The organism is Sphingomonas sp. PEI4, assembly GCF_056679955.1.
The window spans coordinates 74,216-87,210 of record NZ_JBWXPI010000003.1 but is presented as its reverse complement, the minus strand read 5'-3'; the positions used below and the strand labels follow the sequence as shown (position 1 = coordinate 87,210).

16 protein-coding genes and 2 pseudogenes are annotated in these 12,995 nt (G+C 60.3%); 7 read left to right on the top strand and 11 right to left on the bottom strand.

Annotated features, from left to right (window positions below; all coding sequences use genetic code 11):
- Positions 1 to 45: 45 nt before the first annotated feature.
- The 4 genes and pseudogenes from AC1MLZ_RS21580 to AC1MLZ_RS21565 all read left to right on the top strand — a co-directional run bounded on the left by AC1MLZ_RS21580 (position 46) and on the right by AC1MLZ_RS21565 (position 1,870).
- Entirely contained in the window at positions 46 to 309 is a 264-nt protein-coding gene (locus tag AC1MLZ_RS21580; protein ID WP_480962008.1) for a helix-turn-helix domain-containing protein, read from the top strand.
- A gap of 63 nt (positions 310 to 372) precedes the next feature.
- Positions 373 to 930 (top strand): annotated as a pseudogene (locus tag AC1MLZ_RS21575) (type IV secretory system conjugative DNA transfer family protein); the annotation flags it as partial.
- A gap of 146 nt (positions 931 to 1,076) precedes the next feature.
- Positions 1,077 to 1,295, top strand: a pseudogene (locus tag AC1MLZ_RS21570) (type IV secretory system conjugative DNA transfer family protein); the annotation flags it as partial.
- A 143-nt stretch (positions 1,296 to 1,438) separates the two neighbouring features.
- Positions 1,439 to 1,870, top strand: a complete 432-nt coding sequence (locus AC1MLZ_RS21565) for a type IV secretory system conjugative DNA transfer family protein (protein ID WP_480962007.1) — start codon at positions 1,439 to 1,441, stop codon at positions 1,868 to 1,870.
- Between the two features lie 150 nt (positions 1,871 to 2,020).
- On the opposite strand, the gene AC1MLZ_RS21560 is transcribed toward AC1MLZ_RS21565, so the two are convergent.
- The 3 genes from AC1MLZ_RS21560 to AC1MLZ_RS21550 all read right to left on the bottom strand — a co-directional run bounded on the left by AC1MLZ_RS21560 (position 2,021) and on the right by AC1MLZ_RS21550 (position 4,186).
- The gene (locus AC1MLZ_RS21560; RefSeq protein ID WP_480962006.1) at positions 2,021 to 2,218 is read right to left on the bottom strand and encodes a hypothetical protein; all 198 of its coding nucleotides are present in this window, start codon (positions 2,216 to 2,218) and stop codon (positions 2,021 to 2,023) included.
- A 421-nt stretch (positions 2,219 to 2,639) separates the two neighbouring features.
- Positions 2,640 to 3,941, bottom strand: coding sequence for a type II toxin-antitoxin system HipA family toxin (locus tag AC1MLZ_RS21555; RefSeq protein WP_480962005.1), 1,302 nt, complete (start codon positions 3,939 to 3,941; stop codon positions 2,640 to 2,642).
- Entirely contained in the window at positions 3,941 to 4,186 is a 246-nt protein-coding gene (locus AC1MLZ_RS21550) for a helix-turn-helix domain-containing protein (RefSeq protein WP_480962004.1), read from the bottom strand. The genes AC1MLZ_RS21555 and AC1MLZ_RS21550 overlap by 1 nt, the downstream gene beginning before the upstream one ends.
- Before the next feature lie 59 nt (positions 4,187 to 4,245).
- Here AC1MLZ_RS21550 and AC1MLZ_RS21545 point away from each other — a divergent pair, with 59 nt between their 5' ends.
- The gene (locus AC1MLZ_RS21545; RefSeq protein ID WP_480962003.1) at positions 4,246 to 4,599 is read left to right on the top strand and encodes a hypothetical protein; all 354 of its coding nucleotides are present in this window, start codon (positions 4,246 to 4,248) and stop codon (positions 4,597 to 4,599) included.
- A 492-nt stretch (positions 4,600 to 5,091) separates the two neighbouring features.
- Positions 5,092 to 6,273 (top strand): GGDEF domain-containing protein, encoded by a 1,182-nt coding sequence (locus AC1MLZ_RS21540; RefSeq protein ID WP_480962002.1) that lies wholly within the window; start codon positions 5,092 to 5,094, stop codon positions 6,271 to 6,273.
- A 285-nt stretch (positions 6,274 to 6,558) separates the two neighbouring features.
- On the opposite strand, the gene AC1MLZ_RS21535 is transcribed toward AC1MLZ_RS21540, so the two are convergent.
- From AC1MLZ_RS21535 to AC1MLZ_RS21525, 3 genes are all read right to left on the bottom strand, one after another.
- Positions 6,559 to 7,401, bottom strand: a complete 843-nt coding sequence (locus tag AC1MLZ_RS21535; RefSeq protein WP_480962001.1) for a D-alanyl-D-alanine carboxypeptidase family protein — start codon at positions 7,399 to 7,401, stop codon at positions 6,559 to 6,561.
- 95 nt (positions 7,402 to 7,496) lie between these two features.
- Positions 7,497 to 7,766 (bottom strand): DUF1488 family protein, encoded by a 270-nt coding sequence (locus AC1MLZ_RS21530; protein WP_480962000.1) that lies wholly within the window; start codon positions 7,764 to 7,766, stop codon positions 7,497 to 7,499.
- A gap of 59 nt (positions 7,767 to 7,825) precedes the next feature.
- The gene (locus tag AC1MLZ_RS21525; RefSeq protein WP_480961999.1) at positions 7,826 to 8,047 is read right to left on the bottom strand and encodes a hypothetical protein; all 222 of its coding nucleotides are present in this window, start codon (positions 8,045 to 8,047) and stop codon (positions 7,826 to 7,828) included.
- Positions 8,048 to 8,251: 204 nt separating this feature from the next.
- Here AC1MLZ_RS21525 and rpsU point away from each other — a divergent pair, with 204 nt between their 5' ends.
- On the top strand, positions 8,252 to 8,452 hold the full coding sequence (rpsU, locus tag AC1MLZ_RS21520; RefSeq protein WP_480962126.1) for a 30S ribosomal protein S21: 201 nt from the start codon (positions 8,252 to 8,254) through the stop codon (positions 8,450 to 8,452).
- 20 nt (positions 8,453 to 8,472) lie between these two features.
- Here rpsU and AC1MLZ_RS21515 read toward each other — a convergent pair whose 3' ends face one another.
- The 5 genes from AC1MLZ_RS21515 to AC1MLZ_RS21495 form a co-directional block, all read right to left on the bottom strand.
- On the bottom strand, positions 8,473 to 8,823 hold the full coding sequence (locus AC1MLZ_RS21515) for a protealysin inhibitor emfourin (protein ID WP_480961998.1): 351 nt from the start codon (positions 8,821 to 8,823) through the stop codon (positions 8,473 to 8,475).
- Complete coding sequence (locus AC1MLZ_RS21510) at positions 8,823 to 9,902, bottom strand: M4 family metallopeptidase (RefSeq protein ID WP_480961997.1); 1,080 nt, start codon at positions 9,900 to 9,902, stop codon at positions 8,823 to 8,825. The genes AC1MLZ_RS21515 and AC1MLZ_RS21510 overlap by 1 nt, the downstream gene beginning before the upstream one ends.
- Before the next feature lie 23 nt (positions 9,903 to 9,925).
- On the bottom strand, positions 9,926 to 10,735 hold the full coding sequence (locus AC1MLZ_RS21505; RefSeq protein ID WP_480961996.1) for a hypothetical protein: 810 nt from the start codon (positions 10,733 to 10,735) through the stop codon (positions 9,926 to 9,928).
- 10 nt (positions 10,736 to 10,745) lie between these two features.
- Positions 10,746 to 11,765: a hypothetical protein gene (locus tag AC1MLZ_RS21500; protein WP_480961995.1), complete on the bottom strand. Its 1,020-nt coding sequence runs from the start codon at positions 11,763 to 11,765 to the stop codon at positions 10,746 to 10,748.
- A gap of 271 nt (positions 11,766 to 12,036) precedes the next feature.
- Entirely contained in the window at positions 12,037 to 12,963 is a 927-nt protein-coding gene (locus AC1MLZ_RS21495; protein ID WP_480961994.1) for a DNA/RNA non-specific endonuclease, read from the bottom strand.
- Between the last annotated feature and the right edge of the window lie 32 nt (positions 12,964 to 12,995).

The following is a 12,995-nucleotide window of genomic DNA, read 5'->3' as shown; positions in this document are numbered from 1 at the left end:
CCTGACGGTGAACCTGTTTTGATTATGCCCAATGGAGGTGGTGCGATGCATATTCGTCCTATCCGGACCGACCAGGATCACGAGATGGCGTTGCGCGAGATCGAGTTGCTTTGGGGCGCCGACGACGGGACAGACGCTGGCGATCGGCTGGACGTGCTGGCGACGTTGGTTGAGACGTATGAAAGCCGGCGCTGGCCGATCGAACTGCTGGATTCGGTGCGCGCGATCCAGGCGGCGATGGAGATGAACGGTTATACCTGTGCCGAGCTCGCTGCGCTGATAGGGTGTTGTTGCCCCCTAAAGACCTGACAGAGCCTCGCAGGTTTGCGCGATGAACTCGCGGGGTGATCGATAGCGCAAAGCGCGGTGCGGATGCACGTAAAGCGTGGCCGACAGGCCGTGGACTATGCGGCTTGCGCTACCGGCTTGGCAGGCTGCTGGGCCCAGTTCCCTGATGTGGATCCCCGTTTTCCGCTGGCATGGCCCTTCTGGCGAGCACTCTACGCTGCTCGGCTCCGCCCGCTTGGCGCGACCCGCGATATCGCGGCACTGGAAACAGGCGGCGGTGATCTGCTTGTCGGCCGTGCCGAGAAAAGCGGCACGCTGCTTCGTCAAGATGGTCCTGCCCATCTCGTTACCATTGCCCCCACCCGCTCGGGCAAGGGCGTCGGCACCATCCTGCCCAATCTCTTGACCGTCGATCGGTCCATCGTCTGCATCGATCCCAAGGGCGAGAATGCCCGCATCTCGGCGCGTGCCCGCGGACGCTTCGGCGCGGTCCATTGCCTCGACCCGTTCAGCGTCTCTGGACGTGCCACTGCGCGCTACAATCCGCTCGACCGCATGGATGCTGGCGACATCGATCTCGTCGATGATGTGGCGGCACTTGCCGATGCTATCGTCCAGGACGAGTACGCCGGTGGCGACGCCGTCCACTGGAACGAGGAAGCACGCGCACTCCTGTCCGGCCTGATCCTCCATATCGTCGCGACGGAGCCGCCTGACCGGTGCTCGCTCATTATACTCCGGGACTATCTCACATTGCCTCCAGTAGGCTTCTCTGCCCTACTGAGGCAATGCAGGCGAACACTGCCGTTCACGGTCTGGTTGCCCGCGCCGCCAACCGCTTCCTCGGCAAGGCAGACCGCGAAGCCTCCGGCGTTCTATCCGCGGCGCAGCGCCACACCCATTTCCTCGATAGCCCGCGGATCGCCGACTGCCTTGGTACGTCTGATTTTAGCTTCGCTGATTTGCGCAGTGGGTCCATTACGATCTTCCTGTGCCTGCCGCCTGATCGGATCGATGCGTATAGCCGCTGGCTGCGGCTGATCGTGGTCGAGGCACTGACTGCGCTCGCGCGCCCCCCTGCCTGCCGAGCCGCAAACCTGTCCTGCTTCTGCTCGACGAGTTTGCCGCACTCGGCCGGCTCGAGCCGGTTGTGCGCGCGATGGCCCTCATGGCCGGCTACGGCGTCCAGCTCTGGCCGATCCTCCATGAAATTCACCAGCTCCGACATCTCTACGGCGAGCGCGCCGGCACCTTCCTCGCCAATGCCGGTCTGCTTCAGGTGTTCGGCGTCAACGATCATGATACCGCCGAACTGGTTTCGAAGATGATTGGCGAGGAAACCGTCGAATATCGTTCGGAAGGGTGGTCGACCAATCACGGCAAGGACATGTTTGCCGGTAGCACCCACGGTAGCTCGGTCAGCGAGCACATCACCGCACGTCGGCTGCTTACCCCCGATGAAATTATGCGGCTCGGGCCCGAGCGCCAGCTTCTCCTCCGGCCGGGGAAAGCGCCCCTGCTAACCGGACGAATCGCCTATTATCGTGACCAAGAGTTCGCTAACATATTTGATACCCCATGATCATCGAAGGTAGCTCATTTGCTAATGAACCGCATACCGCTCCTTTTCCTGCGCTGAACCTGAAATAAATTTCTATAAAATACGCGCAGACATGTCTACACTTATACATGTCTGCGCATGGCATTCCAATCAGATACGAAGATATATGTCTCAAAGCACGGACATCGCTGCAGGTTGCAGCACGTTACCGGCATTGGTCGATACACTGTTTTTCCCGACAACACGGGCAGCCGTCGAAATATATGAAAAGAATATGCATGTCCGGTACGAGGAAATGCTGGCGATCTCGGCAATCTGCCCCTCCCCCGCTATCCGACGCGGTAGCGTCATGTCGACCATGCGCAGCACGATTGCCTACATGTCGACACGTAGATACGTGGGCTATCCTACTGTCGCGTCAACTGATCGTCACGACGTCGGCCGATGAGACGGGGAACAACGGCTCGGTGCCGCGCAAGCGGAGTAGAGCATGGCCGTGAAGTGCTCGGACGCACCCACACCTCAGAGATATTCAAGTAGACGTTGCATTGACTAGGTTGAGACCCGCAACCCGGTCATGCTGCGCCTTGGTGATGCGGTCACAGCTTTCCCCCTTCGCGGCGTGATGCTTAGCTCATGTCGAGGCTGACCTACGCACGGCGATACTTGCAGGCATGTGGATCCACTCGATGTTCAACTGGAGGGGGCACTAACGTAACTGACCGTCCACACCCACATTCCTGATCTGGCACCATGACCGTTGCTTCGAGAAATGAAGAAATCTGGCTAGTCACAGTAGGTCGATAACCCCGACCCTCTGACGGATGGCGTTTCCGATCGGCTCGATAAGGGCGACCGGCACGCTCGGGGGCATCGCAGCCACCGCCGCCTCAAAGGCCTGCTCTGCACTGCCGCGAAGTTCATGCAGGATCTCGCGCGTAGATTCCGCATCGTAACCGGCGCCTAGCGCCGTTTGCAGGAAGTGGCGCGGCGCAATCTCGTCGAGACGATACCGGCGCTTATCGCCGATCGCCATGGCAAGTCGCATCTGTCGCCTATTGACCTGATGGGCAGCAAGGCTCGGTTCGGCGGACAGCACGTCATACAGCGGCGTTGCCGAAAAACGTCCCCCGGGTGACAGGAAGACGCTGAAGTTCTTGGCGTGCCCGTCCGTAGCGCCGATCAACCAGAATGCAATGATGGCCTTCATCAGCATGCGCCGATCAACATCTGGCCGGTCGCTTGCTGCAAGCAGGCGCATGATATCCGCGACGCCCGGGCCACCATGGTCCTCGTATTTGCGCGTCGACGGCACCGAGAGCGCCTGACACATATCCTCCTGAGGTCTGCGCAGCAGGCGGCCGTCGCGCGCCCAAAGCCGATCGAAGCGCTCGACGATCAGCACCGGCCGGTCACCAAAGGTCGCGATCCGTGTCGGCGCCACCTCAAGCCCGAGGGTAGCGAGAAAGGTCAGGCAGAGATGCTCGTTCTCGACACTGTTCGACAGATCGATGCCGTTCGGAAGTTCGCCGATCTGCGGCTTGAAGATATGCGTGGTGGCGGTGGTACCGAGCGGCTTGTTCCAGCGCCCTTGCCACCACAGCAAGGCAGTTTTTTCCTGCGCGCCGGCGATGGAGATACGGAACGCTTCGTCCGGCTCGAGCCCGAGCGGTGCTCGACCCAGGTTGTTCAGGATGGCGGCGACGTCGTCGTCCTCCAGCGCTTCGGCTTCTATCATGCTCGCAGGCGCGACCGCTTCGCCTTCGGGCAAAAACTGAAGGGCGCCGACACAATCACGCCCGACCGCCGCCAGCAGGCTGTAGGGATCATCTCCCTCGGCGCCGACCCGGCCTGCGACACGGCGACGAATATCTGCATTGTCGGGCAAGAGATTGTCGAAAACGGCCGTGACGACATTGCCGGTATAGCGCCTCGTCGTAAGCGGCAGAGAAAGCGAGATCGGCTGGACATGCTCCCAACTGAGCCATTCTGTCGTATAGCAGAAGCTGATCGCACCACTGGCCCCCCGAGACAACAAACCCACCTCGCGGCCATTCAGCAGCACGCGCAGTGAGGAAGACCGTCGCGCCATCAGAAGATTTCGTCGAGGGCGGATGCCGACTGGCTGCGTTCGGCGACCTGGAGTTCCAGTTTCAAATAGGTCAGCACCGAAAAGAGCGTATCAAGCGTGCCCCCCTCGCCCTTTTCCAGATGGGAGATAGTTGCCTGCCTGAGATTTGTCCGAGCGCCCAACTCGCGCTGGGTAAGCCCGGCATTCTGGCGGGCATTGCGCAACGCACTACCCAAACTTTGCGAGGATCGAATGATCAAATGCATCTGCCAGTCCATACGGTTTTACGTATTAATAACCCTTATACGAAAAATCGTATTTAGCAATGCTAAACGAAAAAACGTATGGCGTATTTGACTACAAATGGCGCTTCATTACTCCTATCAGTGAAGGCGGCGTCGCATTCCACCAAGGGAGAGGCTCGGCGAATCTGGACAGGCTGCTAAGTGAAGTTTTGCCTAAAGGCCGCCAACATGACTGCCGAACAGGAGAACAGGACAAACGACTGGGCCGGAACCACATTCTGACCTCCAAGGCAAAAGTAGCGTCGGTTACTGTAAAGAACGAGAAGATGCTGGCCAAACTGGCAAAGCCGTTTGACGTTCACTCTAACCAAATCACGACGTGGTGCGGCCAATTGCTGGAAGGAGCAGCGGGTTTTTGGGTCGGAGAGCCATAGCAGCCTGCCGAGGCTGCGATCGACGTAAAGCTCCACATGCCAAGATCGGCGAATTGACGCTGGAAACCGATTTTTGCATCGAAGCTTTGGAAGAACGCTGACGCGCCTTGGGGCTGAAGATCTTTAACACGGATCAGAGTAGGCAACTCACCAGCATGGTGTTCACCGCCGTCTCGCAGCGAGGCGCGCGTCTCGATCGGCCCTCATCTGACCTTCTCCAGTGGACGACGTCCGTACTCACCGCTTGACCGCAGGAAGCCCGCTCACGTCTACTTCAACCGACCGGATCTCCCCGCGGCATGAACCGGCGGACGCTCCACTTGACATCGCGCCGAGCTGCTCTCGAAATGGAACGAAGATTGGGGACAGTCGGACCTGCTCGAATGGCCAGGAAACGAGAACGTGATCGGTATTGTTACATGGACACAGGGATTAACGGCAAGTTATCGTTTCAGGCTCAAAATGATTATAGTCGGTGGGGCGCAACGGTAAATGAACAGCGCAGTATATACCCTTGCGGTAAACGTTTGTATTGCGTTCCTTTTTTCTAGCGTGTTTGCCGTTATTCGCCTTTCTTATCCGCGCCAGCGCGGGGCCGGATGGTTCTGTACGACCTATCTTATCGGAATGCTGACCCCGCTCAGCGAGCTTGCCGTCCATTTTGCGGGTTGGCCGAGGATGTTTGCTCTCGCCAGCTACGGCAGCTTTTTGGTGTCGGTCCTGACGATGCCGCTAGGTCTGTCCGCCGTTGCGGCGCGCGCGCTGCCATGGCGATCGGTCGGCGTTATATTGGTGTGGGGCGTCGTTGCCCGCTTCGCGATCTGGGGTGGCACCCGCGATCACATACTTTATGAATTGATCTACCAGTCGGCGTTCATTGCCGGGTCTGCGCTCTCGTTGATCGTCGCCATTCGCACCGTGCGGCGACAGGGCGGCCTGCTGTGGTGGGGCGTGGTTTTCGTTTTCTGCCTGATAGTCATGCACTTCGCGACCAAGCCATTTTTCGCGGTCTATCTCGGGTCCGGGATCGACGACAAAGCCTATACGAGCAGCCTTTACGCTATTTTTTCGCAGGCGACCGGCGGCGTTCTAATTATTGCTGCCGGCCTGCAGATCCTGCTGGTCATTCTGGCCACGGCGATCGGACGAACCACCCTCGAGTCCGAAACCGATCCGCTTACTGCCATCGCCAATCGCCGCGGCTTTGACCGACAAGCGGCGCAAAAGATCGCGAAAGCACAAGCTGCCAGTCTGCCTTTGACGGTCGTGGCGTTCGACCTCGATCATTTCAAACAGATCAACGATCACCATGGCCATTCGACCGGCGATGCAGTGATACGCGCCTTCGCCGATTTGTTGCGTACGTCGTTACCGGTGTCTGCGGTGATCGCGCGCACTGGCGGGGAGGAGTTCGTCGTGCTGCTCGAGCGTACGACCATCCGCGGTGCATGGCAGGCAGCAGAGGCGATCCGCCACGCGCTGACCGTTACCGATGGAAACCTGCCGCCGGTGACCGTCAGCGGAGGCATTGCTGAATTGCAGTCCGGCGATACGTTGGCGACGCTGCTCGATCGCGCCGACGCCTGGACCTACGCCGCCAAGGCGGATGGCCGGAACCGCGTCTGTCCGCCGGTGGAACCGTCTTTGGTAGAGGCACTAGCGATAGCGGGATGATTCGTATGGTTTAGAATGGCTTTCCATAAGTAGCCAACTGTTATGTTGGCTTCATTCAAGCGCAATCCATGAGCGATTTTTAAAGACTGATCTCTCGCTTGCTCATCTCAGCTGACGCGATCTCGGCAAGGGGTGACTGGCTCTGAGATTTAAAGATATCGGCGAGATCAAGTAGGTCTTCGGCGGATTCTAATTTGAAGTGCGAAAAGTCAGCTTATACGCGGGTTCTACCCGCTTAGAGGTCCCACATGGGTCACATCCCGCCCACGTGAGACGAACAATATGCTACCGCCGTCGTATTCGACGCGACTTCGATCCCGATCCAGTGAACCCCAACTCGATCAGATTGGCAACGCGCGCATCACGCGCCGATACGCTAGTCTCACCCAATACAACGACCACGATACGCCGGCCCCGGCGCTTTGCCGAAGCCGCAAGATTGTAGCCCGCGTCGGATGTGTACCCCGTCTTTATACCATCTACGCCTGCAACCCTACCAAGCAGATGGTTGTGGTTGCCGATCCTACGGGATCGCCACTGGATCGTACGCTTGCTGAACCGGGCGTATTGCCGAGGAAAGCGATAAACGATAGCTCGCGAGAGCTTCGCCATGTCATTCGCGGTCGTCACGTTCCCGGTATTCGTCAGTCCGCTTGCGTTGGCAAACCGCGTGTTGCGCAAACCAATCTGCCGCGCCTTTGCCGTCATGAGCTTGGCAAATTGCGCCTCGCTGCCAGCGATTCTTTCGGCCACGGCCACGGCCAGATCGTTCGATGAAACAGCCGCGATCGCATCCAGCGCCTTGCCGACGGTGATCGTTCTTCCCGCGGCTATGCCGAGATGCGAAGCGGGCTGGCGCGCCGCCCGACGGGAGATCGGCAGGGGGGCGCTCGGCCGCAATCGACCATCAGCCAGGGCTTCGAATGCGAGATAGAGCGTCATCAACTTGGTCAGAGACGCCGGCCGTTTTGCTGCATCAGGCGCATGCGAAAACAGAACGGCACCGGTCGAGGCATCGACGACAATCTCAGATACACGTGCTCGACCAGCAGCCGCTTCCACAGGCGGGGCAAATGCCAGCGCAGCGAATAAACAGGTCCGCCAAGCGCGTAGATGACTGGAAAACATGTTGGAGTTGCGACCTTCAATGGAGATCGAACATGCCCACCCTGACCTGACTGCCACCTTAAGCCGCGCACTCCGGGGCACGACCCAGCTTGCCGCTACTCCAAGTCACCTTCCGTGACGGTTATCAGACTGGCCGTCGGCCGTAGCTCAGCCAGATCGGCGCAGATATCGAGTATCTCGTCACTGAAGCGCTCGAACAATTCCAGGGCATCATCTTCGGGTTCGTCGCCGCAGACCTCACGCAATACGGCGTACTTCACGGCAAAATCGCGATCTTCGCTATCGATCTCCGCAGTGAATTCGACCTGCTTCTCGCGGTCGTTGTCGACCAGGCTGTCTTGGTCAATCTTGAGACGGTCGGCCATGTATCGCTGCTTCCTTGGTTAGCGCACCCCCCTGCCCCAAGGCTATGTGGCGTGCAAACTCAGCAAAGGCTGACGCCGCGGTACGTCGCGTCCTCAACAAGGATCTTGGCAGTGCCAGGGCCGACGATCGTGTTCACTTTCCCCAGTGCCGTATCGATGCTGTCGCCTGGAAATACGATCTCAACCACGTGGGAATTTGCGACGGGGAGGCCATCAGCGTCGATTACCATCGGCGTAGGTAGCAGCTGAACACGATAGGCGAGCAGGGCGGAATTGGTCATGCTGCCTTCTGCAACCTGCTGCAGCCGTGTCAATGCGCGCGGACCTCGCTGGGGGAAACGCTCCGGCAGGGGCAGAATTGCCGGTGGTCCATATGAGCACGGCTGCACACGAGGAGTACAAGATAATCAGGCACTTGGCACCTGTCTGCCGGGCTTCTAGGCATGGCTAAGCCAATCGCGTTACAAATTGAAAGCCAGGTTCGTATGCAGGTCTCCGTCCGCGACAACAATGTCGACCAGGCGCTCCGTGTTCTGAAGAAGAAGCTGCAACGCGAAGGCGTGTACCGCGAAATGAAGCTGCGTCGGCATTTCGAAAAGCCCTCGGAGAAACGAGCCCGTGAACACGCCGCAGCGGTCAGCCGGGCGCGCAAAGCCGATCGCAAGCGCGCGGAAAAGGATCAGTAAACGCTAAGCTACGTTAGCCCTTACCGGGCGAGCGCGTGCTGTTTGCTCAGGCGGCGAACGACGGAAACGAGCTTGGCCATTGCTGGGTCCCGGATCGGCTCTGCGAGGCGCACCTCACGGCTCCGGCCATCAATCGTCAGACCGACTGTATACGTGCGCGCATCCGGCCTCGCGACATCGGTCGAAGGCTCACAGCCGAAAAAGTCAGCCTGGTCGGCCAGGCTGGCGAGTTCCTGGCGCTCTGGCGTCGCAAGGTCGCCGAACGAGATCGTTTGTTCCTTTGCCAGCCCCGGGAAACGGGCAAGACCGCCCTCGATCCGTACCCGGGCTTCGCCCGTCACGGTCTCGTCGCAAGCCTTGCCCATCTGCATCAGATTACTCCAACCGTTGTCCATGCCTCGGCGACGGCTATCGTCTCGGCGCTGTCCGTGCCGTGCAAACGCCCCGCAACGTCAATGGTGACGCGGGCAAAGCCGGCGAAATCCGTGTTGGCCCTCGTATTGGGGTCCAAGAGTGCGCTGTACCATATCCGCCCGGCGCGGTCCCATGCGTTTCCGCCGATCGTCGTCGCGGCCAGATAGAAGGCCCGGTTGGGGATGCCAGAGTTGATGTGCACCCCGCCATTATCCTGATTGGTGCGGACAAAGTCGTCCATGTGGCCGGGCTGCGGGTCCTTGCCGAGAACCGGATCGTCATAGGCTGTCCCGGGTGCCTTCATCGAGCGCAGCGCGACACCATTGACTGCCGATGTCAGCAAGCCGGCGCCGATGAGCCAGTCGGCCTGCTCAGCGGTCTGGCCGAGCAGCTTCTGCTTCACCAAGCTACCAAATACATCGGAGATGCTCTCGTTAAGCGCGCCCGACTGGTTGAAGTAGGCGAGCCCTGCCTCCTTCTCGATAACGCCGTGGGTAAGTTCGTGACCGATGACATCAAGCGCGATCGTGAAGCGATTGAACAGTTCGCCATCGCCATCACCGAACACCATCTGGGTGCCGTCCCAGAAGGCGTTGTCATAGTCCTGGTCGTAGTGGACCGTCGCATCCAGCGGCAGACCGGCATCGTCGATCGAGTTGCGCTGATAAGCTTCCCAGAACAGCGCGAATGTCGCGCCGAGACCGTCATAAGCCTCGTCGACCGCGATATCGCCTGTTGGTCCCTCCCCTTCACGCCGCACGATCACCGAGCCGGGAGCTTCAGGTTCGCCCTTAGCGTCGCGGATCGTTCGCAGAGGACTGGGCACCAGGATATTGCCGGCTGCGGCTCGCCTGCGGGCAATATCGCCGGTGACCGGGCCGGCGGTACTCGCCCGAACGATCCGGATGGTCGGGTCTATCAGCAGGCTGTGCATGGCCATGGCGCGCAGCGCAGGAGAGCCGTTCTCGGCGATCTTCGACAGGATGTAGGGCGGCAGGATGCAGTGAAGAGTGTGCCGGTGGGTGGACATGCACATGGTCGTATCTCCTTTGGATATGGTCAGCGGCGGGCACGGCGCAACGCGAACGGTACGAGCGCGACCCACATGATGGTGATGAAGGCGAGGAACTGGCTCGTCTGCGCAGGGCCGCCTGGAAGGTAGCCGAAGCCGCCAAGCGAGGCGGCGTAGAGCTCGAACGAGATGACTGAAACGACGATCGCCAGCACATCTGCATCTCCCCCACTCTCCTCCTGCGTTCCGAACCAACGCAGCGAGATGACGAACAGCGTGATGATGGCGATCAGGATCAGGCGAATGACTATGTCGTTGCAAGCAATGCCGATAGCGAGTGGGTAAAGCGTCACCGCCTCGACCGGGAACAGTTTCACGAGGCTTGCATAATAAGGCTCGGGCATCGGCTCAGGTTGGCGCCCTGGCCTGACAGACGCCCCTATTTCGCTCGTGCTTTCGAGCACGCCTAGAGATCTTAGTCGCCGCGCTGACGCTCGCTGAAGCCGCAGCGCGCCGCGCAAAGTTGGCCGAGAAGACGGCACCTGTTCATCGGCGAGTGCCGCAATCGCGCGCTGCACGGCTGCCGCGTACCGCGACACCGCAGCATCGCCGGGAGTAAGCGCAGTACCGATCGTTATCGCCTGTTCGCAACGGTCGAGGATCGTGGCGAATGCGGGTTGGTCCATGCCCTCGGCGCTACGGGACGAAGCGAACCGGTCGCGTGCATTACCGAGCGCCGTTCTCAGCCCGAACATCGTATCAAAGAAGCGGGGAAGGTAGCGCGGGTTCTCGGTCAGCCCTTGAAGCTGCTCAATGAGCGCGTCGACAGCCTCCACTGCCTGGGCAAAACTGGTCACTGGATCCTCCTCAGGCAGGGGTGGCGATCGACGCGATCAGTCCGAGCGCGCGGGTGATACGATCGATGTTCAGGCGCGCCGCGGCACGGCGCTGCTGCGGCGACAAGCGGCCTGCCAAAGCGTCCCGCAGTCCGGCCTGTGCTCTCGCGACGAGATCGATAGCTTCTGCCACCTCGGCTGCGCGTACCGGCCCCTGCTTTGCGGCCTCGCGGGCGGCAAAAAAGCGCGCCGCAAGCTGCTCACGCTGTTCGGTCGACAGACTAGCGCGATTGCGAAGATAGGTCCGGAAAAGCGCGTTGCCGTAAAGGTCGTCTGCGTTGCGCGCGGCGCCCTTGCCGCAGATAGTGACTTGTACGGACAGCGATGCAAGCGCGCGATCGACGACGGCGCCGCGGTCGACAATCAGCGCGCGAACATCGCGGGTTTGCCGCGCTTCGCGCGCCAGGTCGTTGGCGAAGGCAATTAGTGCAATGACACTCTGCCCTTGTTCGCTGGCGATGGCCGCATTAACGTTCGGCAGGTCGGTGCCAGCGACGAAGTTCGTGAAGCGGGCCAGCCGCTCGGCCTGATCGGCAAAGGCGGTGATCTCGGCCGACACGTCGGTCTTGGGCGCGTCGAGAATGGTCGCCAGTGCATCGGCATACCCGCCAATAGCAGCAAGAAGTGCGATGCGCGGCTCCAGCATCGCTCGCGGACTGCTCGCGATGTCGATTTCGAACGCCGTGTAGCCAACGGCCGGCGCTCCACCTGCGAGGCATAGAGGTGCAGGCGGAGCCGTGGGCATCATCGGCACCTGAATGCGAAGCGGTGTGGCGGGCAGACAGCTGGGGTCGCTCGCGACCAGCGCCGCAGCAGCCTCACGACGGCGTTGCTCGATAGCGTCGAAGTAGATCGTCGTGGCCGAGACCGCCTCACGGCTTCGGGCCTGGACGATCCCGGCGGTTTCCAGTTGGATCGCGTTCGTCGCACATCCCGTCAGCAGCAGCGGGCCTGTCAGTATGGGCAGAAGGGAAAAGGCGCGGTAGCGCATAGCGGTCTCCTTCGGTCTTTCGGGCATCATGCCCTTAAACTACGATTCTCTCTTCCCTTTCTGCGCCGCGGGATCGTCCGCACACGCGAACGGTCCGCTGGCCGATCACGCGTACGAACAGCTGTGATGATATTAACGACACTGGTGATGAGCGCTGCGATACCCATAAGCATCGGGCCGTCGATCATGTCGGTCATTGTCCGACTCTCCCTGTTAACCGATAGCCGATGTTCCATATATGTTCTGTGTAGGACAGCGCTATTTTCGGTCGTTACACGCGAATGTCCTCGGCCTCGGTAAGCAGGACCCTGACGATTTTGCCGGTCGCCTCTTCCTCGTTCGAGAACCCATCAAACTGATGCAATGATCCAAAGTCGAGGCTCGTCAGTCCTTCGATCGAAGAAACCGACCGCTGGTAGGTTTTGAACGCGCCAAACAGGAGCGACTGGGCGTCCAGGTCGACATCGTGATCGATCAGATACGCGGAGGCCGATGGACGACCGTCGTCATGGATAAAAGCCACGACCTTCCAGTAGGCCAGCGGGATCGCGATGCCGCGATAGACTGGATCGGTCTGCCTGAAGACAGGGCCCGTAAAGACGGTCGCCCGCTCGCCGACCCGGCGCGTGTTGGCGAGGATGTAATCCTCTAGGCCCAGCCACGAGCGCTGGTTGAAGACGGAGAGCTGTGGTGCGCAGTTGGTGAAATGGAAGGTGTCGCGGTTGGCGACGCCGGCGGTCGGGCCCCAGTTCGGATCCTCGCGTCGCACAAGGTGTCCGCGATCGAAGTCGTTATTGGCGTAAAGCTCGTCCCCCACTTGCGCCTCTTCGGGGATGCGGCCGTCGAACGCCCATGGATCACCGCCGCGCGGTACCGAGACGCTGGCGCTTCCGTCGATGTTGACGGCGGTGAACAGGGCGAGGCGCCGGCTTTTCGACATGATGATCGAGAAATGCTCGTAGTCCAGGCGGCTATCGTCGCTATTAGGAACCGGCAAGACGTCCTCGGCAATGGCGCTCGTGTCGGGGAGCGACACGACAAATCCGGTAAGGAAGTCTTCGCGATAGCCCACTCGCCCGCGGAACGCGCCAGCGTCGGACGTCCTGACTCCTTCCAGTTCGAACGATAGCAAGCCCGGGTTCGAACGCGGCAGTGGCTGAAGATCGACCAAGCGGGGTCGGTATGACAGATCGATCATGATAGTCCTCTCTCGCGTCATTCACGACGACT

What these genes read in the sequence shown, in the direction of transcription:
- AC1MLZ_RS21580 (WP_480962008.1), top strand. Translation starts at nt 46, where the DNA reads ATGCATATTCGTCCTATCCGGACCGACCAGGATCACGAGATGGCGTTG.
- AC1MLZ_RS21555 (WP_480962005.1), bottom strand. Translation starts at nt 3,941, where the DNA reads ATGGCGCGACGGTCTTCCTCACTGCGCGTGCTGCTGAATGGCCGCGAG.
- AC1MLZ_RS21550 (WP_480962004.1), bottom strand. Translation starts at nt 4,186, where the DNA reads ATGCATTTGATCATTCGATCCTCGCAAAGTTTGGGTAGTGCGTTGCGC.
- AC1MLZ_RS21545 (WP_480962003.1), top strand. Translation starts at nt 4,246, where the DNA reads ATGCTAAACGAAAAAACGTATGGCGTATTTGACTACAAATGGCGCTTC.
- AC1MLZ_RS21540 (WP_480962002.1), top strand. Translation starts at nt 5,092, where the DNA reads ATGAACAGCGCAGTATATACCCTTGCGGTAAACGTTTGTATTGCGTTC.
- AC1MLZ_RS21535 (WP_480962001.1), bottom strand. Translation starts at nt 7,401, where the DNA reads ATGTTTTCCAGTCATCTACGCGCTTGGCGGACCTGTTTATTCGCTGCG.
- AC1MLZ_RS21530 (WP_480962000.1), bottom strand. Translation starts at nt 7,766, where the DNA reads ATGGCCGACCGTCTCAAGATTGACCAAGACAGCCTGGTCGACAACGAC.
- AC1MLZ_RS21525 (WP_480961999.1), bottom strand. Translation starts at nt 8,047, where the DNA reads ATGACCAATTCCGCCCTGCTCGCCTATCGTGTTCAGCTGCTACCTACG.
- rpsU (WP_480962126.1), top strand. Translation starts at nt 8,252, where the DNA reads ATGCAGGTCTCCGTCCGCGACAACAATGTCGACCAGGCGCTCCGTGTT.
- AC1MLZ_RS21515 (WP_480961998.1), bottom strand. Translation starts at nt 8,823, where the DNA reads ATGCAGATGGGCAAGGCTTGCGACGAGACCGTGACGGGCGAAGCCCGG.
- AC1MLZ_RS21510 (WP_480961997.1), bottom strand. Translation starts at nt 9,902, where the DNA reads ATGTGCATGTCCACCCACCGGCACACTCTTCACTGCATCCTGCCGCCC.
- AC1MLZ_RS21500 (WP_480961995.1), bottom strand. Translation starts at nt 11,765, where the DNA reads ATGCGCTACCGCGCCTTTTCCCTTCTGCCCATACTGACAGGCCCGCTG.
- AC1MLZ_RS21495 (WP_480961994.1), bottom strand. Translation starts at nt 12,963, where the DNA reads ATGATCGATCTGTCATACCGACCCCGCTTGGTCGATCTTCAGCCACTG.